The sequence below is a fragment of the Sphingomonas glaciei genome, assembly GCF_023380025.1.
Classification (GTDB): Bacteria; Pseudomonadota; Alphaproteobacteria; order Sphingomonadales; family Sphingomonadaceae; genus Sphingomicrobium; species Sphingomicrobium glaciei.
In genome coordinates this window covers 99818-119974 of record NZ_CP097253.1, presented here as the reverse complement: position 1 = coordinate 119974, position 20157 = coordinate 99818, and the positions used below count along the sequence as shown (strand labels likewise).

At 67.8% G+C, this 20157-nt stretch carries 17 protein-coding genes; 13 read left to right on the top strand and 4 right to left on the bottom strand.

The features are described from left to right. The first annotated feature begins 170 nt into the window (after positions 1 to 170). Together M1K48_RS00525 and M1K48_RS00520 are read left to right on the top strand one after the other, a co-directional pair. A complete protein-coding gene (locus M1K48_RS00525; RefSeq protein WP_249503948.1) occupies positions 171 to 1604 on the top strand; it encodes a DUF2171 domain-containing protein in 1434 nt (477 codons plus the stop codon). A gap of 79 nt (positions 1605 to 1683) precedes the next feature. After that, a complete protein-coding gene (locus M1K48_RS00520) occupies positions 1684 to 2676 on the top strand; it encodes an NADP-dependent oxidoreductase (RefSeq protein WP_249503947.1) in 993 nt (330 codons plus the stop codon). 39 nt (positions 2677 to 2715) lie between these two features. Here M1K48_RS00520 and ypfJ read toward each other — a convergent pair whose 3' ends face one another. Continuing rightward, positions 2716 to 3609 carry a KPN_02809 family neutral zinc metallopeptidase gene (ypfJ, locus tag M1K48_RS00515; RefSeq protein WP_249503946.1) on the bottom strand — a complete coding sequence of 298 codons (894 nt, stop codon included), beginning with the start codon at positions 3607 to 3609 and terminating at the stop codon, positions 2716 to 2718. Between the two features lie 133 nt (positions 3610 to 3742). On the opposite strand from ypfJ, the gene M1K48_RS00510 reads away from it, so the two are divergent. The 6 genes from M1K48_RS00510 (at position 3743) to M1K48_RS00485 (ending at position 10634) form a co-directional block, all read left to right on the top strand. Beyond that, complete coding sequence (locus tag M1K48_RS00510; protein ID WP_249503945.1) at positions 3743 to 4528, top strand: 3-hydroxybutyrate dehydrogenase; 786 nt, start codon at positions 3743 to 3745, stop codon at positions 4526 to 4528. Then, positions 4525 to 5151: a DUF4893 domain-containing protein gene (locus M1K48_RS00505; RefSeq protein WP_249503944.1), complete on the top strand. Its 627-nt coding sequence runs from the start codon at positions 4525 to 4527 to the stop codon at positions 5149 to 5151. The genes M1K48_RS00510 and M1K48_RS00505 overlap by 4 nt, the downstream gene beginning before the upstream one ends. A gap of 17 nt (positions 5152 to 5168) precedes the next feature. After that, positions 5169 to 6443, top strand: coding sequence for an amidohydrolase (locus M1K48_RS00500; protein WP_249503943.1), 1275 nt, complete (start codon positions 5169 to 5171; stop codon positions 6441 to 6443). Positions 6444 to 6587: 144 nt separating this feature from the next. Further along, positions 6588 to 8660: an XrtA/PEP-CTERM system histidine kinase PrsK gene (prsK, locus tag M1K48_RS00495; protein WP_249503942.1), complete on the top strand. Its 2073-nt coding sequence runs from the start codon at positions 6588 to 6590 to the stop codon at positions 8658 to 8660. Then, a complete protein-coding gene (gene prsR / locus M1K48_RS00490) occupies positions 8657 to 10027 on the top strand; it encodes a PEP-CTERM-box response regulator transcription factor (RefSeq protein WP_249503941.1) in 1371 nt (456 codons plus the stop codon). Before prsK ends, prsR begins: the two co-directional genes overlap by 4 nt. A gap of 148 nt (positions 10028 to 10175) precedes the next feature. Continuing rightward, complete coding sequence (locus M1K48_RS00485) at positions 10176 to 10634, top strand: EF-hand domain-containing protein (RefSeq protein WP_249503940.1); 459 nt, start codon at positions 10176 to 10178, stop codon at positions 10632 to 10634. Positions 10635 to 10640: 6 nt separating this feature from the next. On the opposite strand, the gene M1K48_RS00480 is transcribed toward M1K48_RS00485, so the two are convergent. Both M1K48_RS00480 and M1K48_RS00475 read right to left on the bottom strand, forming a co-directional pair. Continuing rightward, positions 10641 to 12128: a hypothetical protein gene (locus tag M1K48_RS00480; protein ID WP_249503939.1), complete on the bottom strand. Its 1488-nt coding sequence runs from the start codon at positions 12126 to 12128 to the stop codon at positions 10641 to 10643. Further along, positions 12125 to 13903 (bottom strand): ABC-F family ATP-binding cassette domain-containing protein, encoded by a 1779-nt coding sequence (locus tag M1K48_RS00475; RefSeq protein WP_249503938.1) that lies wholly within the window; start codon positions 13901 to 13903, stop codon positions 12125 to 12127. Before M1K48_RS00475 ends, M1K48_RS00480 begins: the two co-directional genes overlap by 4 nt. Before the next feature lie 83 nt (positions 13904 to 13986). On the opposite strand from M1K48_RS00475, the gene M1K48_RS00470 reads away from it, so the two are divergent. The 4 genes from M1K48_RS00470 to M1K48_RS00455 all read left to right on the top strand — a co-directional run bounded on the left by M1K48_RS00470 (position 13987) and on the right by M1K48_RS00455 (position 16994). After that, complete coding sequence (locus tag M1K48_RS00470) at positions 13987 to 14376, top strand: VOC family protein (RefSeq protein ID WP_249503937.1); 390 nt, start codon at positions 13987 to 13989, stop codon at positions 14374 to 14376. Positions 14377 to 14437: 61 nt separating this feature from the next. Beyond that, a complete protein-coding gene (locus tag M1K48_RS00465; protein ID WP_249503936.1) occupies positions 14438 to 14734 on the top strand; it encodes a hypothetical protein in 297 nt (98 codons plus the stop codon). Positions 14735 to 14824: 90 nt separating this feature from the next. After that, a complete protein-coding gene (locus tag M1K48_RS00460; RefSeq protein ID WP_168068606.1) occupies positions 14825 to 15487 on the top strand; it encodes a response regulator transcription factor in 663 nt (220 codons plus the stop codon). A gap of 76 nt (positions 15488 to 15563) precedes the next feature. Beyond that, a complete protein-coding gene (locus M1K48_RS00455; protein ID WP_406696912.1) occupies positions 15564 to 16994 on the top strand; it encodes a sensor histidine kinase in 1431 nt (476 codons plus the stop codon). On the opposite strand, the gene M1K48_RS00450 is transcribed toward M1K48_RS00455, so the two are convergent. After that, complete coding sequence (locus M1K48_RS00450; protein ID WP_249503935.1) at positions 16995 to 18962, bottom strand: response regulator; 1968 nt, start codon at positions 18960 to 18962, stop codon at positions 16995 to 16997. A 150-nt stretch (positions 18963 to 19112) separates the two neighbouring features. Here M1K48_RS00450 and M1K48_RS00445 point away from each other — a divergent pair, with 150 nt between their 5' ends. Then, complete coding sequence (locus tag M1K48_RS00445; protein WP_249503934.1) at positions 19113 to 20120, top strand: polyprenyl synthetase family protein; 1008 nt, start codon at positions 19113 to 19115, stop codon at positions 20118 to 20120. The last annotated feature ends 37 nt before the right edge of the window (positions 20121 to 20157 follow it).

Sequence of the window (20157 nt, the reverse complement as noted above, 5' to 3'; positions counted from 1 at the left end):
CGCGCTTTCTCCCCCTTGCAACGCGCTTTTCGCCGCCTCTTTCCAGCGCCCAGGCGTTTCGGCTCTGCGCGGCCCCGCCTGACCTTGAAGCATCGGAACGTCAGCCCCGTCTCCTCGTTAACCCTTCAGCATCCCGGCCCCCCTTCGCGGATGCCCTAGGAGGATAGTTAATGGCTTACGATCGGTATGACGACCGCGACAACCGCGGTTATCGTGACGACCGCCAGCGCGATGGTCGCAGCGGCGGACGCAATGAGGAACGCGGCTTCTTCGACCGCGCCATCGACAGCGTGTCGAACTTCTTCAACGACGACGAAAGCGGCAGCCGCGGCGACCAGGGTCACGGCTATAATCGTGCAGCCAACAACTACGATCCGAACGCCTTCGAGAAGGGTTCGGGCTACAGCCGCAGCGGCTATGAACCGCGCGCCTACGACCAGGACGAGGGCCGCCAGCGCGGCGGGCGTGAAGACGACCGCTTCGGCACCAGCGACCGCGGCGCGCTGTTCGGCGGCGGACAGTCGACCAGCCTCGGCCGTGGCCGTGACGAGGGCGACTATCGCAACCAATATGGTCGCGGCGGCGGCGAAAGCGGCGGCTTCGGTCGCGGCGATTACGGCAGCCAGAACCGTGGCGACACCGGCTCGGGCCGCTCCTCTTCGTCGAGCTACGGCCAGTCCGGTGGCGGATCGTATCGCGACAGCCAGCAGTCCTATGGCGCGCAGAACACGCGCTCCGACCAGGACCGCTCGAGCGGCGGACTGCAGAGCCAGGGCAGCGAGCGCTATCGCCCGATGACCGGCGACTACGGCCGTGGCACCGGCGAACGCGGACGCCAGGGCTCGGGCATGGGCGGCCAGGACTTTGGCCAGCAGCAATATGGCAGCCAGGATCGCTACCAGGACCAGGGCTCGTCCAGCTTCGGCGGCAGCTCGGGCTTCGGCAGCAGCGGAAGCTCCAGCTTTGGCGGCACATCCGGCGGCCAGTCGATGCGCAGCCCGCACGACCAGCATTATTCGTCCTGGCGCCAGCGCCAGATCGAGGAATTGGACCGCGATTACGACGAATATTGCCGTGAGCATCAGAGCCGGTTCGAGAATGAATTCTCGGGCTTCCGCCAGCAGCGCCAGACCAAGCGTCAGATGCTCGGCCTGATCCGCGAGCATGCCGAAGTGGTGGACGAAAGCGGTCAGCATATCGGCACCGTCGACAAGGTTCGCGGCGAAAAGGTCATCCTGACCAAGAACGACCCTGAAGCCCACGGCATCCACCGCAGCTTTACCGCGTCGCTCGTGGAGCGGGTCGAAGACGGCAAGGTCTATCTGACCGGCGCCAAGGACTCGATCCGCTCGCGCCTGACCGAAGAGCGCGAGGAAGACCACGACCGCTCGGACCGCAAGAGCGGCGGCGTCTTGGGTTCGCTGTTCGGCGGTTCGGACGATGGGCGTCGTGAGACGCAGACATCGACCAACCAGCCGACCGGCGAGTCCGGCCAGACGCCGACCGGGCAGGCTACCGGCGAGGGCCCCCACGTCCTCGACCAGAGCTTCTCGGGCACCTACGACGACAGCTCGACCACCGGCGGCCGTTCGACCAAGAAGTAAGCCGCCCCAAGCGGCTTGACGAGGAGGCCCGGGCACCCCAGCGGTGTCCGGGCCTTTTCTCGTTTCAAGGACCGCATCCATGCCCCACGCCTGGCACCTCAAGAGCCGTCCCAACGGCCTGCCCACCGCCGACAATTTCGAGCATAAGGAGATCGCCCTGCCGGATCTCGCGGACGGCATGGTTCATGTCCGCAATCGCTGGCTGTCGGTCGATCCCTACATGCGCGGCCGCATGAACGACGTGAAGAGCTACGTCCCGCCGTTCCAGGTCGGCGAACCGCTCGAAGGCGGCGCGGTCGGCGAGGTGGTGGAAAGCCGCTCGCCCGACTTTCAGCCCGGCGACATGGTCCTCCACATGGCCGGCTGGCGTGACGAGGCGGTGGTCCCGGCCACGGCCCTGAACAAGCTGCCGTCGATCCCCGGGGTCGAGCCGCAGGCGTTCCTCGGTAACCTCGGCCTGACCGGCGGCACCGCTTACTGGGGCCTGCTCGACGCCGCCAAGGCCAAGGCCGGCGACATCGTGTTCGTCTCCGCGGCGGCCGGCGCGGTCGGCTCGGCGGTGGTGCAGATCGCCAAGGCCAAGGGCATGACCGTGATCGGCTCGGCCGGCGGCGCCGACAAGGTTGAGTTCGTCAAGTCGCTCGGCGCCGACGCCTGCATCGACTACAAGGCCGGCACCTCGCTGGTGAAGGCGCTGAGCGAAGTCGCGCCCAAGGGCATCGACGTCTACTTCGACAATGTCGGCGGCGAGCACCTCGACGCGGCGCTGGCGCTGGCCCGCAAGGACGCCCGCTTCGCCATCTGCGGGATGATTGACGGCTACAACAGCGGCGCGCCGACCAGCCTGCGCTACCTGATGCGCGTGATTGCCATGCGGATCAGCCTCAAGGGCTTCATCTACACCGACTATCTGCCCCGCAATGGCGAATTCTATGCCGAAATGGGCCCATGGGTCGCGACCGGCCAGGTCAAGGGCCGCGACACGGTCGTCGAGGGCCTGGACAAGACGCCCGAAGCCTTCCTCGGCCTGTTCAGCGGCGCCAACACCGGCAAGATGCTGGTCAAGCTCTGAACTGGCAAGCTCCCCCGGGTAACCCGGGGGAGCTTCGCCTCACACCCGGTTGTAGTTGCACACGCTCGGGTCGCCGCTCTGCAGCCCGCGGCGAAGCGCTTCCATCCGCTGCTGGCTCGACCCGTGGGTGAAGCTCTCCGGCCGCACTGCCTGTCCCGCACCCTGCATCAGCGCGTCGTCGCCGATCGCTTCGGCGGCGCGCAGACCTTCTTCCAGGTCGCCATTTTCGAGCGCACGGCCGCCCTCGGGGTTCTTGGCCAGCGCTGCCCAGACGCCCGCATAGCAGTCGGCCTGAAGCTCGACCCCGACCTGCACCGCATTGCCCTCGGCCTTGCCGAGACGCGCCTGCGCGGTGCTCGCCCGGTCCAGCGTCCCTTCCAGCTTCTGGATATGATGCCCGACCTCGTGCGCGATCACGTAATAGCGAGCGAAGTCGCCAGGCGCCCCGAACTTCTGCGACAGCTCGTTGAAGAAGCTCGGGTCGATGTAGATGCTCTGGTCCCCCGGGCAGTAGAACGGCCCGAAGCTCGCCTGGCCCTGCCCGCAAGCCGTCCCGGTGCCGCCCCGATAGGCGACCAGGGTAGGCTCGACATAACGCTGCCCGGAAGCGGCGAACAGCTGCGTCCAGACCTGATCCGTGTTATTGAGGGTTAGCTCCAGCTCACGCGCGACTTCCGGAGACAGCCTCGAATTGGGCGCGTCGCCGGTTTGTTGGGTCGGGCTTCCACCGCCGCCCAGGATGCCGCCCCCGCCCAGCCCGCCGAGCGCGCAATAGCCGAGTGCCAGGATCAAAATCCCGACGATCCCGAAGCGGCTAAGCACCAGCGGGATGAGCAGCCCCAGGATGCCTCCGCCACCACCAAGCACCGGCATGCCGCCGGATTGCCCCGTGCGATCGATGAAGTCGTCGTCGTTTCCGCCACCCAGCCGCATGCCAAACTCCCTTTCGCTTCCATAATGATCGGCGGGCCGCGCGGTTGCACGGGCGATCATCGGGCGCACCGGGCTTGACCCGGCGCCGCGGTTCTACTTGGAACGGCAGAGAGAAACAGGAGTATCCGTTCGCATGATCCTCAAGGACAAGGTCGCGCTGGTGACCGGCTCGACCAGCGGCATCGGCCTCGCCATCGCCCGCTCGCTCGCTGCCGAGGGCGCGCGGGTCATGCTTCACGGCTTCGGTGACCGCGAAGCCAACCTCCAGCTCAAGGACGAGCTTGCCGCTTTATCGAACGACTGCGCCGGTTTTTCCGAAGCCGACCTTGCCGATCCCGAGGCGATCGACGGCCTCGTCGCACAATGCACCGATGAGCTCGGCAGCCCGTCGATCCTCGTCAACAATGCCGGCGTCCAGCATGTCGCGCCGATCACCGATTTCCCGCCCGAAAAGTGGGACTGGATCATGGCGGTGAACCTGTCGGCGGTGTTTCACACCACCCGCCTGTGCCTGCCCTCCATGCGTCAGCGCGGGTTCGGGCGGATCATCAACACCGCCAGCGCCCACAGCATCGTCGCCTCGCCCAACAAGGCGCCCTACGTCGCGGCCAAGCATGGCGTCGCCGGCTTCACCAAGGCGGTCGCGCTGGAGACCGCGCGCGAAGGGATCACCGTCAACTGCATCTCGCCGGGCTATGTCTGGACCACCTTGGTCGAGAACCAGATCCCCGACACGATGAAGGCCCGCAACATGACCCGCGAGCAGGTGATGAACGACGTCCTCCTCGCCGCCCAGCCGACCAAGCGCTTCGTCGAGCCGGTCGAGGTCGCCGCCCTCGCCCTGTTCCTGTGCCGCCCCGAAGCCGGCAGCATCACCGGCGCGAACCTCAGCATGGACGGCGGCTGGACCGCGCAATGACGATGCGCGCCCTCGCCGCCTTGCTCGCGCTCGGGTCGCTCGCCGCCTGCACACCGAACGAGCGCCCGACCGCCGGACCGGTTGCGAGGGCCGCCTCGTGGCAGACGGTGGCGACCGACGTCGACCGCCGTCGCCTGCGCGAATGGCGTGCCGCCTTTGTCAACGGCCTCGCCCAGGCCCGCGCCTCGGGCAATGCCCCCGCGATCGCCCGTGAGGGCGCCCTGCTTCAGCCGGACGCGGCGGTCGGCGGCGCCATCGCCAACGACGACTATCGCTGCCGCGTGATCAAACTCGGCGCGCGCTCGCCCGGCCTGCTGCCGTTCGTCTCCTACCCTGCCTTCAACTGCCGCATCGCCCAGTCGGGGCGGCTGCAGGCCTTCACCAAGCTCAGCGGCTCGCAGCGCCAGGTCGGCTACATCTTCCCCCACGACCAGTTGCGCCAGGTCTTCCTCGGCACCCTGGTGCTGGGCGACGAGCAGCGCGCCATCACCTACGGCATCGACAGCGACCGCGACCTCGCCGGCTTCGTCGAGCGGATCGGCCCCCGCCAATTTCGGCTGATCCTCCCCTCGCCCCGCTATGAAAGCCTGATTGACGTCGTGGAGCTTGTGCCCTCCTCCTAGGCCGCTAGGCTCGGCTCATGCTGACCCTGCTTGCCGCCGCCGCCCTCGCCGCCCAGCCGACCCCGGCCGAGCTTACCCCGCTGATGGCGCTCTACCGTGAGCTTCATGCCGCGCCCGAACTCGCCATGGCCGAGATTCGCACCGCCGCCCGCCTCGCGCCCGAGCTGCGCAAGCTCGGCTATGAGGTGACCGAAAAGGTCGGCAAGACGGGCATCGTCGCGGTGATGCGCAACGGCCCGGGCAAGACCGTGCTGGTCCGCGCCGACATGGACGGCCTGCCGCTGGAGGAGAAGACCGGTCTCGCCTTCGCGTCGAAGGTCCGCACCACCAACAAGGCGGGCGTCGACACCGGCGTCATGCATGCCTGCGCCCACGACACGCACATGACCGCGCTGATCGGCACCGCCCGCCGCCTCGCCGCCGCCAAGGCCAAGTGGAAAGGCACGCTGGTCCTGATCCTCCAGCCGGGCGAGGAGACCAGCGAAGGCGCCGCCGCGATGTTGTCGGACGGCCTGTTCACCCGCTTTCCCAAGCCCGACACCATGCTCGCCTTCCACAACAGCGCGTCGCTTCCGGCCGGCACCATCGGGCTCACTCCCGGTCCGGCGCTGGCCAATGTCGACAGCGTCGACGTCACCGTCCACGGCGTCGGAAGCCATGGCGCCGCGCCGCAAAACGGGCGCGATCCGATTGTCGTCGCCGCGCGCATCGTCTCCACCCTGCAGACCCTGGTCAGCCGCGAGCGCAACCCGTTCGATCCGGCGGTGGTCACCGTCGGTAGCTTCCACGCCGGAGCCACCCACAACATCATCCCCGATGAAGCCAAGCTGCAGATCACCGTGCGCAGCTACACCTCCGAGGTTCGGGCCAGCATCCTCGACGGAATCCGCCGCATCGCCCGGGGCGAGGCGATCGCCGCCGGCGTCCCCGACGACCGCATGCCGGTGGTCACCGTGCGCGATCCCTACACCCCCGCCACGGTCAACAGCGCGGACCTCACCGCTGAAGCCCGCACCTTGTTCACCGGCCTGTTCGGCGAGGGCCGGGTGCGGATGGTCCCCGCGGCGATGGTCGGCGAGGATTTCAGCCGCTTCCTGATCGCCAATCCGCAAGGACGCAGCCTGCTGTTCTGGGTCGGCGGCGTGCCGCAGGCCCGCTGGGATAGAGCCGGCGGCGAGATCACCAAGCTGCCCGGTCTTCACTCGCCGTTGTGGGCTCCCGATGCGGAAAAGGTGATCGGCACAGCCGTGGTGGCGATGGAAGCCGCGACGCTGGAAGCGCTGAAACAGTGACGTCGTCCCGGCGCAGGCCGGGACCTTGAACGGTAAGGCGAACCCTCGCCTGAGGTCCCGGCCTCCGCCGGGACGACGCTCTCTGCGAAACCGTTCTTCACCCTTCCTTTGTAAATATCTCCGACAGTGTTGGGCGTGGACAGCATGCTCGCCTTCTGGGGTCACGCGCTCGGCGCGGTGGCGATGGCTGCGGTGCTGCTGTGGCAGTTGCGCAGTTGGGCCGCGGGGCCTGCGCAGAAACTCCTGCTCGGCGGCCTCCTTACCACCGCGGCATCGACTTGGCTCGGCGGGGTCATGGCCGGGACCATGCTCGCCGACAATGCCGAGACCGCCCGCAACCTGATCTGGGTCGCGATGCTGTTCGTGCTGTCGAGCGCGGACGAGAAAGGCACGCGGCAGCAGGGCGTCGCCCTCGTCTACGGAGCGGTGGCGCTCGTGCTCGGAGCCCAGGCGCTGGTCGACAGCCTCGCCCCGCTGGCGCGAACCGCCGACCGGCAGGCGCTTGAGGCGACCGCGATCGTCCTTCGCACCATTTCCGCCGCCGGCTCCCTGATCCTCGTCCACAATCTCTACGGCCAGGCCGCCGCCGCCAGCCGCGGACCGATGCGCCTGCCGATGCTTGGCCTTGCCCTGCTGTGGGTCTACGACCTCAACCTCTACACGCTGCAAGCGCTCGGCCTGCCGCTCGGCGCGACGCTGGGTGACTTGAAGGGCGTGGTCGTGGCGCTGGCCGCCCCCTGCTTCGCGCTGACCCGCGCCGACAGCGCCGCTTTCCGCCCCAAGTTGTCGCGCGCCGCAACCTTCCAGTCGCTCTCATTGCTCGCGATCTGCTCCTATTTCGCGGTCATGGCGCTGCTGGCCGCCGTGCTGCGCACCGGCACCTTCGACTGGCTCCGCGGCCTCGCCACGCTGGCCCTCGCCGCCATGACCGTTGCGCTCGCCGTGCTGCTACCCAGCCGCCGCGCCCGCAGCTGGACCCGGGTCAAGATCGCCAAGCATTTCTTCGAGCATCGCTACGACTATCGCACAGAATGGCTGCGCTTTGCCGCGACGCTCGGCACCGGCGGCTCGAACGAGCCACTGTCGGCGCGAATTGTCCGCGCCTTCGCCGACATCCTGGAAGCGCCTGCAGGGCTGCTGCTGGTCCCCGACGACACCGGCCGCGTCACGGTCGCCGGATCCTGGCACTGGGACGAGCGCCTGCCCGACGAGGCGGTCAGCGGCCGCGGGCTCGATGCACTCTGGCCCCTGCTTGGCGACGGCCGGGTGATCGAGCTCGACGCGCACCGCCAGCGCTGGGGGTCGGCCGCCGACCTCTCGCTTCCGCTTCCCTCCTGGCTGCTCGAAGAGCCTTCGCTGTGGGTCGGCGTCCCGCTCGTCCACGGCGACAGCGCGGTCGGGCTGGTCCTGCTTGCGGCGCCCCAGATGCGCCGCCCGCTCGACTGGGAGGATTTCGACCTCCTGCGCACCGCCGGCCGCCAGGCCGCGGCCAGTCTCAGCGAAGCCGCCGGCCAGCAGCGCCTCAGCGAGGCCCGCCGCTTCGACGAGTTCAACCGCCGCTTCGCCTTCATCCTCCACGACGTGAAGAACCTCGTCAGTCAGCTGACCCTGATCGCCCGCAATGCCGAGCGTCACGCCGACAATCCCGAGTGGCGCGCCGACATGGTGGCGACGCTGAAATCCTCGGTCGGCAAGATGAACGACCTCCTCGCCCGCCTCGCCCCCGCGGCCTCGTCGGGGGGCCGCCCCCCGCTCCAGGACGTCGAGCTTCGGCCGCTGCTTGCCAGTTGCATCGCCGCGCACCGCACCGGCCACGACGTGCGCCTGCTGGGTGACGGCGGGATCGACGTCATGGCCGACCCGCTCGGCCTCGAACAGGCGGTCGGCCACCTGCTTGCCAATGCCGTGGAAGCCAGCGCCCCCGCCGATCCGGTCACAGTGCGCGTGTCCCACTCCAACGGCGCCGCCCGGATCGAGATCGTCGACATTGGCCCCGGCATGGACGCCGACTTCATCTCGACCCGCCTGTTCGCCCCCTTCGCCTCCACCAAGCAGGCCGGCTTCGGCATCGGCGCCTATGAAGCGCGGACCCTCGTCCAGGCGATGGGCGGCCGGCTGACGGTCGACAGCCGCCCCGGCGCCGGCACCCGCTTCACCATCACCCTCCCCCTCAGCGTCGCCGAACCGGCCGCGTCGCCCGAAAGACTGACCGCATGACCGACCCCGCCACCCTTCCCGTGCTGCTCGTCGTCGAGGATGACGAGGGCCTGCAGCGCCAGCTGAAATGGGCTTATGACGGCTACAAGGTCGTCAGCGCGCTGAATCGCGCCGAAGCGCTCGACCTCCTGCGCCTGCACGAACCGGCGGTGGTCACGCTCGACCTCGGCCTTCCGCCCGATCCCGACGGCACTACCGAGGGCTTCGCGGTCCTGACCGAAATCCTGCGGCTCAAGCCCGACACCAAGATCATCGTCGCGTCGGGCCACGGCGCCCACGAAAGCGCGCTGCATGCCATCGCGCTCGGCGCCTACGATTTTTGCGCCAAGCCGGTCGACATCGACCAGCTCGGCCTGATCGTCGCCCGCGCCTTTCACCTCCATGCGCTGGAGGCCGAGAACCAGCGGCTCGAGGCACAGGCGGCGGACGGCGGCACCGTGCTCGGCCGGATCATCACCGCCTCGCCCGCCATGCTCAAGGTCGCCCGCACCATCGAGCGTGTCGCGCCGGCCGACGTGTCGGTCATGCTGCTCGGCGCCAGCGGAACCGGCAAGGAACTGCTCGCCCGCGCGGTGCACGAAAAGAGCCGCCGCGCTTCGGAACCGTTCATCGCCATCAACTGCGCCGCCATCCCCGAAAACCTGCTCGAGGCCGAACTGTTCGGGTTCGAGCGCGGGGCCTTCACCGGGGCGGTCAAGACCACCCCCGGCAAGATCGAGATGGCGTCGGGCGGCACCCTCTTCCTCGACGAGATCGGCGACGTTCCCCTCCCCCTTCAGGTCAAGCTGCTGCGCTTCCTGCAGGAGCGGGTGATCGAGCGCATCGGTGGCCGCCAGACCATTCCGGTCGACCTGCGCATCGTCTGCGCGACGCACCAGGACCTTGGCGCGATGCAGGCCGACGGCCGCTTTCGCGAGGACCTGTACTACCGCCTTGCCGAGATGGTGGTCGCCATTCCGGCACTGTGCGAGCGGCCCGGCGACGCGGTGCTGCTGGCCCGACACTTCACCCGCCGCTTCGCCCGAGAGCTTGGTACGCCGGTCACCGGCCTGGCGCCCGACGCGGTCGACGCAATCGACGGCTACGCCTGGCCGGGCAACGTCCGCGAGTTGGAGAACCGGATCAAGCGCGCGGTGATCATGGCCGAGGGCAAGTTGCTCGGCGCACTCGACCTCGACCTGCCCGGCCTGTCCGAAGAAGCGTGCGAAGCGATCAATCTTCGTGCCGCGCGGGAAAAGGCCGACCGCCGCGCCATCCACCAGGCGCTGATCCGGACCGAACACAACATTTCCGGCGCTGCAAAGCTGCTCGGCATCAGTCGTCCGACACTCTACGATTTGCTCAAGCAATATCGACTCAACGCCTGATCGTTAACGTTAATCACTATCGGCGGGCTAGCTTAACGTTGGCTCGTTAGCTTGTGGGGGCGAGCTAAGACACTCTAATCCCGTCACTTCGTTCTCCATGGTACAGCTGGCCCATCATGTGGCGAGACCCATTTTCGTGGAGATTGAAATGATCAAACAGGCCTTGTTCGGACTGCTGCTTGCCGGCAGCACCGCCGCCGTCGCGCAGACCACCACCCAGCCGGCGACCGACCCGTTGAGCCCGGCCGTCCCGACCACGACTCCGAGCGGCACCGTGCCGGCGACCCCCGCCCAGCCAGCCGATCCGGCCACCGCTACGCCGGCGACACCTGCTACTCCCGCAACCCCGACGACGCAGGCCGAGGTTGAAGCGACACCGCCGACCGACACCGCTGGCATCGTCGCTGCCGACTGGTCGAAATATGACACCAACGGCAACAAGTCGCTGAGCCGGACCGAGTTCACCAAGTGGGTGACAACCCTCCAGACCGCGGCCGGCCAGAAGGCGCCGACCAGCGCCTATCTGACCGGCGCCTTCCGTACTGCGGATGCCGACAAGAGCGGCACGGTCAGTGAAACGGAACTGGTCAAATTCCTCGGCTCCTGAGGCCGTTCAAGGCTGCTGCCGAGTAACCGCCGTGAGGTCGCCTGCACTGCAGGCGGCCTCCGTCGGTGCGTCCGGCACAAAGCGGCGGAGAACGAATACCGGCTCCACCTCGCGATACCCGGCCAGCGCAGCGCGGAAGCGCGGATCGGAATTGAGCCAGGCGAGGACGTCGCCGCCCGGCACCTCTTCATCGTAGAACGTATCGACGATCACCATCGCCGGGCGCTTGCAGGCGATCTCCGCGGCAAGCTCGCGGCGCACGGCGGTGCCGAGCATCGCCATTCGCGCGTCCTTGCTCCCGTCCTTCTCGCTAGCCCAGGGTGACAACACCATCCACAGCCCCATGGTCCGGCTGTCCCACCTCAGCCCGCGTTCGTAGACCGCCGGCCAGGCCAGCGCTTGGCTGGGCGAGACCAGCGTCACGCCCTCGCCCGGCTTGAGGTCGCGCGTCGCTTGCAGGAAGAAGATGTCGTAGCGCGCCTGCCCGGCCTTGACCGGTACCATCAACGCCACCAACAGCCCGACCGCCGCGACCAGCCGCCCGCCCCCTTTGCCAGTGCCCAGCAGCAGCGCCAGCATGGTCAGCAGCGCCATGCCCAGCGCCGGGATCGCCTGATAGTGGAAGTCCTTGCCCTGGACGATGAACACCAGGATGAAGGCCGCCGTCCCGACCGCCGCCGCCTCGCCGAGCACGCCCAGCCGTCCGCGCCCGAGCCCCGCCGCCGCAAGCGCGAACAGGCCGACGACGATGCCGGGCTGGAACAGCAGGGTCCACAGCGAGGGATTATAGCCGTGATAGCCTGCTCGCAGCAGCGGCAGCATGGTCGACAGGTAAGTCGGCGCAAACGCCACGACAGCCCCCGCATAGAGCAGCGCGGCGGCGACCAGCGACAGATGCTCGGGCCGGATGTCGAACCGCTTCCGCCGCCACCACAGCCACGCCTCGACCAGCGCCGGGAAGATCAGGAAATGGTGCTTGAGCGCCAGTCCGGGCGCCGCGATCAGTCCGACCGCCAAGGCCAGCCCGCGGCTCACCTCCCCGCCCTCGGCCCGCCGCACCGCCAGCGCCAGATAGGGCAGCACCGACATCAGCAGGAACTGCTCGCGCTGGAGGTGCGCGTAGGGCGAAGTCAGCAGCAGGGTCGCGACCAGCGCAAGCGCCGCCGCCCACTGCCGCCGGGGCTGCTCCAGCAGCCGCAGGGTCACCAGCAGCGACAGGATTGCATAGCTGACGAACGCCAACCCCAGCCAGCGCTCGCCAGCAATGCCGGTCGTCGTCGCCACACGGTCGAACCCGGCGCCGATCCAGAACCACAGCGGCGGATTTACCTCCAATATGTCGCCGTAGAGCGCCGCGCCGGCGTTCATCTCCCGCCCGATCCACAGCTGCCAGGCGACGTCGTTGACCAGCGTCCCGGTCCAGAACAGCGCTGCCCACAGCAACAGCCCGGCGATCCCGCCCAGCGCCGCCGCGTGGCCGCGGGCGACGCTCAAGCCAGTCCCTCGGCCATCTCCGCCACTTCCAGCCAGCGCAGCTCGGCCGTTTCCTTTTCGCTGCGCTTGCGGTCGATGCTCGCCATCAGCGCGGCGAATTTTTTGGGATCGCGGGTGTAAAGGTCGGGGTCGGCCAGCGCCGCCTCGTCCGCCTTGATCGCGGCCTCGAGCGTCTCGATCTCGCCCGGCAAACGATCAAGGTCGCGCTGATCCTTGAAGCTCAGCTTCTTCGCCGGCGCCGCGGTCCTCGGCGCTTCGTCCGCTTTCTTCTTGGGCGGCGCGGCATTCTTCACCGGAGCGCGGCGCTTGGCCCAATCCTCATAGCCGCCGGCGACCACGTCGACCTTGCCCGACCCATCGAGCCCCAGTGTCACCGTCACCGTCCGGTCGAGGAAGTCGCGGTCGTGGCTGACGATCAGCACCGTGCCCTCGTAATCCGCGATCACCTCCTGCAGGAGATCGAGCGTCTCGAGGTCGAGATCGTTGGTCGGCTCGTCCAGCACCAGCAGGTTCGACGCCCGGGCGAATTCGCGCGCCAGCAGCAGCCGCGACCGCTCGCCGCCCGACAGGCTGCCGATCGGCGCCTCGGTGAGCTCGGGACTGAACAGGAACTCCTTGAGATAGCCCTTGATGTGCTTCTTGACCCCGCGCACCTCGATCCAGTCGCCGCCCTCCGCCAGCACGTCGCGGACCTTCTTTTCCGGGCTCATCAGCTTGCGCTGCTGGTCGATGACGATCCCGTTCAAGGTCTTGGCCAGGGTGATCTTGCCCTCGTCGGGCGCCAACTCGCCGGTCAGCAGCTTGAGCAGGGTCGTCTTGCCCGCCCCGTTCGCGCCGACGATCCCGATCCGGTCCCCACGCTGGATGCGCAGGGTGACGTCCTTGATCACCGTGCGATCGCCGAAGCGCTTCACTACCCTCTCGGCGTCGATCACGGTCTTGGTCTTGGCGTCGTCCTTGGCGAGGCCGAGCTTCGACACCCCCGGCCCGCCGATCATCGCAGCGCGCGCCTCGCGCATCTCGCCCAGCTTTGCCAGCCGCCCCTGGTTGCGCCGCCGCCGCGCGGTGACGCCGCGCTGCAGCCAGTGGAGTTCGATCGCCAGCTTGGCGTCCAGCTTCTCGGCCGCACGCTGCTCCTCGGCATAGACCCGCTCGGTCCACGCCTCGAACCCGCCGAACCCCACTTCCGCCCGCCGGATCTGCCCGCGGTCGAGCCACAGGCAGCTCTTGGTCAGCCGGGTCAGGAACGTACGGTCGTGGCTGATAACGATGAACGCGCCGTTGAAGCGGTTTAGCCAGCTTTCCAGCCAGTCGATCGCGGCGAGGTCGAGGTGGTTGGTCGGCTCGTCGAGGAACAGCAGGTCGGGCTCCTGCGCCAGCGCCCGGACGATCGCCGCGCGGCGTCGCTCCCCCCCGCTGGCCGTCGCGGTCGGCCGGCCAAGGTCGATCCCGAGCTGATCGGCGATCGCCGCCGCCTCATGCGCCTGCGGAGCGTCCGCGCCGCTCAGCACCCATTCTTCCAGCGTCGCATGGGCGCCCATCGGCGGATCTTGCTCCAGCAGCACGATCTTCTTCCCCGGCACAACCGAACGCTTTCCCTCATCGGTGTCGATGACGCCGGCCAAGCACTTGAGCAGCGTCGTCTTGCCCGCCCCGTTGCGCCCGATCAGCGCCAGCCGGTCGCGCGGGCCGACATGCACGTCGAGGTGGCGGAACAGCCAGCCTTCGCCCTGCACCAGGCCAAGATCTTCGAACGACAGAATGGGAGGAGCCATGGCCGCCCACTTAGAGCGTGCATCGCTCTTCGTCATCATCTTGGCTATGCTGGTCGCATCGGCAACAAGCGGGGGGCTGGGCAATGACGGTAGTCGGCATGGGCGGATACTTCTTCAGGGCGGAGAACCCGGCCGCCCTCAAGGCCTGGTATCGCGATTACCTTGGCGTCGGTGGCGGCTGCGGCACCGACGCGGCGGGCCAGAGCAACGAATGGCTGTGGCAAACGCAGGGCGGCCCGATGGTGTTCGAACCCTTCGCCGCCAGCAGCGATTATTTTCCCGCCGACAAGCAGGCGATGATCAACCTCCGCGTGACCGACCTCGACGCGCTGATAGCGAAACTAGAGGCCGCCGGGGTCGAAGTGATCGTCAAGCAGGAGTGGAACGCCATGCCCGAGGTCGGCCGCTTTGCCCGGGTCCATGATCCCGAGGGCAATCCGATCGAATTGTGGCAGCCCCCCGCGCCAGCCTGAACCTGGCCGCAAGACGCGGTTCACAAGCTATTCAACACCTTGTGGTAGAAATCCAATCGTCATGCGTAACACCTTCACCCTGTTCCTTGCGGCCGTCGCCGCTGCCATCACCGCGGCTCCCGCTGCGGCCGAGCGGCCGCGCGACCAGGATCGTGCCTTCCAGGCGACCCGCGAGGGGCGCTCCATGCCGCTGCCGATGATCGAGCGGCGGGTGCTGCCGAGCATGGGCGGCGCCGATTATCTCGGGCCCGAGTTCAACGGCCGCACCTACCGCCTCAAGTTCATGCGCGGCGGCCGGGTGATCTGGGTCGACGTCGACGCCTCGACCGGCCGGGTAGTAGGCCGCAGCGGGGACTGATCGCGGCTTTCTGCCGCCCCCCTCTTCATTTCGCCAAAGCAACCGTTCATCTTCGCGCGTGTTAAGGTTCCCCAAAGGGAGAAAACATTCATGCGCGTCCTGATCGTCGAAGACGAGCCCTCGCTCGGCCGCCAGCTCCGCTCCACGCTGGAGGGCGCGGGCTATGCGGTCGATCTCGCCACCGACGGCGAGGACGGCCATTATCTCGGCCAGACCGAAAGCTATGATGCGGTGGTCCTCGACCTCGGCCTGCCCGAGGTCGACGGACTCACCGTGCTCGACCGCTGGCGCAAGGAAGGCCGCCGGATGCCGGTGCTGGTCCTGACCGCCCGCGACAGCTGGTCGGACAAGGTCGCCGGGCTCGACGCCGGTGCCGACGACTATCTCGCCAAGCCGTTCCAGACCGAAGAGCTGATCGCCCGCCTGCGTGCGCTGATCCGCCGTGCGTCGGGTAATGCCAGCAGCGAGCTCAACGCCGGCGACATCCGGCTCGACACCCGTTCGGGCAAGGTCACCAAGGACGGCGAACCGGTCAAGCTCACCGCGCAGGAGTATAAGCTCCTCAGCTACCTGATGCACCACAAGGGCAAAGTGGTCAGCCGGACCGAGTTGATCGAGCATATCTACGATCAGGACTTCGACCGCGATTCGAACACCATCGAAGTGTTCGTGACCCGCATCCGCAAGAAGCTGGGGCCGGACGTCATCACCACCATCCGCGGCCTCGGCTACAGTCTCGAGGAGCCTGCATGACGACCTCCCTCGTCATTGCGAGCGAAGCGAAGCAATCGGCCGTGCCGCGCCTGGATTGCCTCGCCTGCGGCTCGCAATGACGAAGCAGGAAGTCATCGCAGCGCCGCCTGCCGGCACGGACGCAGGCACTGCCCGCCCTCGCAAGCGGGGCACCGGCTCGCTGACCCGGCGGATGATCGTCATCGCCGCGATCTGGATCTCGATCCTGCTCGCGGTCGGCGGCTTCGCACTCAACCGCCTGCTCACCGACAGCCTGGTCCGCAATTTCGACGAGGGGATCGAACTCGTCCTCCGCTCGATGATCGCCTCGTCGGAGATCGGCACGGTCGGCGAGATCCGCTTCTCGCGGCAGCTGGCCGACCAGCGCTTCATCGAAAGCTATTCGGGCAGCTATTTCCAGATCACCCCGCTACCCGGGCCCGACGGCAAGACCCCCCAGGTCGAGGACTATCCCTCGCGTTCGCTGTGGGATCGGCGTCTGGCGGTGGTGCCCGATGCGGTGCGCGGGACCGAGACCCGCAAATACGACAGTTCGCAGTTCCTGGGCGAGCCGCTCCGCATCGTCGAGCGCGACGTCATCATCCCCGGCAGCCCGGTCAAGTGGCGCTACCAGGTCGCGCAAAGCCGCGAGAATCTCGATTCACAACTCAAGGAACTGCGCACCACCCTGACCTGGAGCTTTGCGGTGCTCGGCCTCGGCCTGGTAATGCTCGCGGCCCTGCAGACCTTTTACGGGCTGTGGCCGCTGCGCCGGGTTCGCTCGGAAGTGATCGCCATCCGCTCCGGGGCCAAGACCCGCGTGTCCGATGATTTCCCGGACGAGATCCAGCCTTTGTCGCAGGAGATCAACCAGCTCCTCGCGCATAACGAGGAACAGGCCGAGGAAGCCCGCCGCCACGCCGGCAACCTCGCCCATGCCTTGAAGACCCCACTGACCGTCATCACCAACGCCGCCACTGCGCGCGATCCAGAGCTTCACGACACTGTCTGCCGCGAGGCGACCACCATGCGCCGCCAGGTCGACCACCACCTCGCCCGCGCCCGCGCGATCGGCCGCCGCGCCTCGGCCCAGGCCCGCGCGCCGGTGTGGGAAAGCCTGCAGGCGGTACAGCGTGCGGTGACCCGCATGCACGAAGGCGCGACGGTCGACATCGCCGGCGACAAGGGCTCGCAGGTCCGGGTCGAGCGTCAGGACCTTGACGAAATGCTCGGCAATCTGGTCGAGAATGCCGCCAAATATGGATCGGGCCGGGTGTTCGTTACTGTCGAGAAGTCCGCCCCCTTCGTCGACATCTTGGTCGAGGATGACGGCCCCGGCATTCCCGAGGAACAGCGCACCGAATTGTTCACTCGCGGCAAGCGCCTCGACACCACCGGCAAGCCCGGCACCGGCCTGGGCCTCGCCATCGTCCGCGACGTGGCGGAGATTTACGGCGGGCGCATTTCACTGGAGGAAAGCGAGGACCTCGGTGGTCTCCTCGCGCGACTCAGCCTGCCGCTCGGCTGATCAGGCGCCCAGCGCCCGCTCTACCCCGACCAGCAACTGCGCCCCGGTGAACGGCTTTTCCAGGCGGATCGCATTGGGGCAACTGCGCGCCAGTTCGTCGCTATCCGAATAGCCGCTGACCACCAGGAACGGCTGCTCCGGCCACAATTGCCGTGCCTGCGCGATCAGCTCAGCGCCATTCATCTCGGGCATCAGATAATCGGACACCACTAGGTCGAACCTCTCGTTCTGCAGTGCCGCCAGCGCACTCTTGGCGTTCGACACCGAATCCACCGAATGGCCAGCCTCGCTCAGCATCTGGGCAAGGGTGGCGCGGACGTCGGGTTCGTCGTCAACGACCAGCAGCCGCAGCGACCGCGAGGCCGCGACCGGGTCAGCCTGGTTCGCCGCGCGCACCGCCACTTCGTCACCAGGTGAGCAAGCAGGCAACCGCAGGTTCACCGTCGTGCCTTGACCCAGTTCCGACACGATCTCGACCGTGCCGCCCGATTGCTCGACCACCCCGAACACCTGCGCCAGGCCAAGCCCGGTGCCTCGCCCGGTCGGTTTGGTGGTGAAGAACGGCTCCAGCGCGCGCCGACTGGTTTCCTCATCCATGCCGCTGCCGCGATCGATCATGGCAAAGCGCACGAATCCCGCTCCGCCCGGTTGGCTGGCCTCTTCCCTGCTCACCCGGAGGACGATGGTCGAGCCATCAGGCGCCGCATCGCGTGCGTTGATCGCAAGGTTCAGCAGCGCCAGCTCGAGCTGAGTCAGGTCGCTCCGCACGCACCCCGCTTCAGGGTCGGCTTCGATCGTGAACTGGTGCCGTCCACTGATCGTCCGCTCGACCAGCCCGGCTATGCTGTTGAGCAGGACCTCTACGGAGACTGGCTCCACGGTGAGCCGCTGGCGGCGCGAAAAGGCCAGTAACTGCTGGGTCAGCTTGGCTGCCCGCTGCGCCGCGGTCAGTGCGCCCGTCGCAAGCTTCTTGCCGCGCTCGTCCAGGCTGTCGCGCCGGGTCAGTTGGTCGAGCACCCCGATCACCGGCGTCAGCAGGTTGTTGAAGTCGTGCGCCAGCCCGCCAGTCAGCTGCCCCAACGCCTCCATCTTCTGCGCCTGCTGCATCCGCTCGGCGACCCGCCGGGCTTCCACCATCTGGCGCAGCGCGAAGGCGATCAGCAACCCGGCCAGCAGCAACGACAGCAGCGCCGCCGCCACCAGCGAGGCCAGGAACCTCCGCGCCGGATTGTCGATATAGTCCGACCCAAGCGCGACGTGTGCGGTCCACCCGGTCCGTTCCGACCGCGAAAAGGCAGTGTAATTCTCCAGCCCCTCAAGGGTCACACCGCGATAGATGCCCTCGCCATCCCCGGACACGACCGCCTGCTGCAGGTACGCCGAGGACAACGTCCCGAACCGTTTTTCATTTTCTACCGAACGCGCGATGAAATGGGCCTTGGGCCCCGCCAGCGCGCTGACCGGATAGTCACTCGTCGCCGGCATCAGGCGTCCGAATTGGCGGCTGTCGGTCAGCAGCGTGACCACCAGCCGCCGACCGTCTTCGGCAAACGCTGTTCGCCTGAACATCAGGCACAGGCAGTCGCCCGTCCGTACATAGCCGGCGAACAAAGGCTTGCTGGTCGGCGGCCCGCTCGCTGTCGACACCTCGCGCACGATCGTCGCGCCCATCACCGCCACTTGCGCTCCGCTGGTGTCCTCGACGGCCAGCCCGCGCAGGTCGGGATTGAGCGCCTGGAACTCGCCAAAGCGCTGTCTAAGCCGTTCCCAATTGCTCTCTCGCAGCGGGCGGGAAGTCGCTAGCGCATCCAGCAGCGCGGCATAACGCACCGTCTCGACGTCGGCGGCGAGGATCAGCTTGCCGGCAACGCTGAGCGCGCTGTCCTCCACGGTGCGGCGCTGCTCGCGTGCGGTATATCCCACTTGGAAAACAGCGAACAGCAGCAGCGGCACCAGCGCCGCCGCCACGATCAACCACGTCGATCGACTGTTCCTCAGGATCGTTTCGCCCCCGTCATGCCCCACTCGTCCAAGTCACGGCGAAGCAGATGGTTCCGCCCTCTCCCCGCCCGGTCAAGCTTGCCCTTCCCCGCGCCCGCTTCTACCGACCCGGGCGAGATGACCGCTTCCATCCACTCGCTGAACCCGGCGCCGAGCCTCGACCCCCTTGTAGCGCTCACCGCGCCCGACATGAACGCGGTAAATCGTGTCATTCTGGCCCGAATGCAGAGCGAAGTACCGCTCATTCCGGAGCTTGCCGGCCACCTCATCGCGGGCGGCGGCAAGCGGATGCGCCCGATGCTGACCTGCGCCTCGGCCGCGCTGTGCCAATATCCCGGCAGCCGCCACCACATGCTCGCCGCCGCGGTCGAATTCATCCACACCGCCACCCTCCTCCACGACGACGTCGTTGACGGCAGCGGCACCCGCCGCGGCAAGCGGACCGCCAATCTCATCTGGGGCAATCCCGCCAGCGTGTTGGTCGGCGATTTCCTGTTCTCCCGCGCGTTCGAGCTGATGGTCGAGGACGGCAGCCTTAAGGTGCTCAAGATCCTCAGCCGCGCGTCGGCGATCATCGCTGAGGGTGAGGTCGCGCAGCTCACCGCGCAGCGCCAGATCGGCACGTCGGAGGACACCTACCTTCAGATCATTGAAGCCAAGACCGCCGCCCTGTTCGCCGCCGCCTGCCACATCGCGCCGGTCGTGGCCGAGGCGGGTGAGGAGGCCCAGGAAGCACTCAACGCCTTCGGCCGCAACCTCGGCATCGCCTTCCAACTGGTCGACGACGCGATCGACTATACCTCGGAGGCCAAGACCAGCGGCAAGGACCTTGGCGATGACTTCCGCGAGGGCAAGATGACCCTGCCGATCATCCTCGCTTATGCCCGCGGCTCGGCCGACGACCGCGTCTTCTGGAAGCAGGCCGTGGCGGGCGAGCGGACCGGCGACGAAGACCTCGCCCATGCGATCAACCTGTTCCATGCCACCGGGGCAATCGCCGACACGCTGGAACGCGCCCGCACCTACGCCCGCCGCGCGCTCGACAATCTCGCGCCCTTCCCCGCCGGCAAGGCCAAGGCCGCCCTCACCCAGGCGGTCGAATTTGCGGTTGCCCGGGCCTATTAAACGGGGAACCTAAGCCGCCGCCGCGGGCTTCTCCTGC

Bases quoted from the DNA above. Each gene is read 5' to 3' on its own strand.
- M1K48_RS00500 (WP_249503943.1), top strand. From the start codon at position 5,169: ATGCTGACCCTGCTTGCCGCCGCCGCCCTCGCCGCCCAGCCGACCCCG.
- M1K48_RS00485 (WP_249503940.1), top strand. From the start codon at position 10,176: ATGATCAAACAGGCCTTGTTCGGACTGCTGCTTGCCGGCAGCACCGCC.
- M1K48_RS00460 (WP_168068606.1), top strand. From the start codon at position 14,825: ATGCGCGTCCTGATCGTCGAAGACGAGCCCTCGCTCGGCCGCCAGCTC.
- prsK (WP_249503942.1), top strand. From the start codon at position 6,588: ATGCTCGCCTTCTGGGGTCACGCGCTCGGCGCGGTGGCGATGGCTGCG.
- M1K48_RS00455 (WP_406696912.1), top strand. From the start codon at position 15,564: ATGACGAAGCAGGAAGTCATCGCAGCGCCGCCTGCCGGCACGGACGCA.
- M1K48_RS00510 (WP_249503945.1), top strand. From the start codon at position 3,743: ATGATCCTCAAGGACAAGGTCGCGCTGGTGACCGGCTCGACCAGCGGC.
- M1K48_RS00470 (WP_249503937.1), top strand. From the start codon at position 13,987: ATGACGGTAGTCGGCATGGGCGGATACTTCTTCAGGGCGGAGAACCCG.
- M1K48_RS00465 (WP_249503936.1), top strand. From the start codon at position 14,438: ATGCGTAACACCTTCACCCTGTTCCTTGCGGCCGTCGCCGCTGCCATC.
- M1K48_RS00520 (WP_249503947.1), top strand. From the start codon at position 1,684: ATGCCCCACGCCTGGCACCTCAAGAGCCGTCCCAACGGCCTGCCCACC.
- ypfJ (WP_249503946.1), bottom strand. From the start codon at position 3,609: ATGCGGCTGGGTGGCGGAAACGACGACGACTTCATCGATCGCACGGGG.
- prsR (WP_249503941.1), top strand. From the start codon at position 8,657: ATGACCGACCCCGCCACCCTTCCCGTGCTGCTCGTCGTCGAGGATGAC.
- M1K48_RS00525 (WP_249503948.1), top strand. From the start codon at position 171: ATGGCTTACGATCGGTATGACGACCGCGACAACCGCGGTTATCGTGAC.
- M1K48_RS00475 (WP_249503938.1), bottom strand. From the start codon at position 13,903: ATGGCTCCTCCCATTCTGTCGTTCGAAGATCTTGGCCTGGTGCAGGGC.
- M1K48_RS00445 (WP_249503934.1), top strand. From the start codon at position 19,113: ATGACCGCTTCCATCCACTCGCTGAACCCGGCGCCGAGCCTCGACCCC.
- M1K48_RS00505 (WP_249503944.1), top strand. From the start codon at position 4,525: ATGACGATGCGCGCCCTCGCCGCCTTGCTCGCGCTCGGGTCGCTCGCC.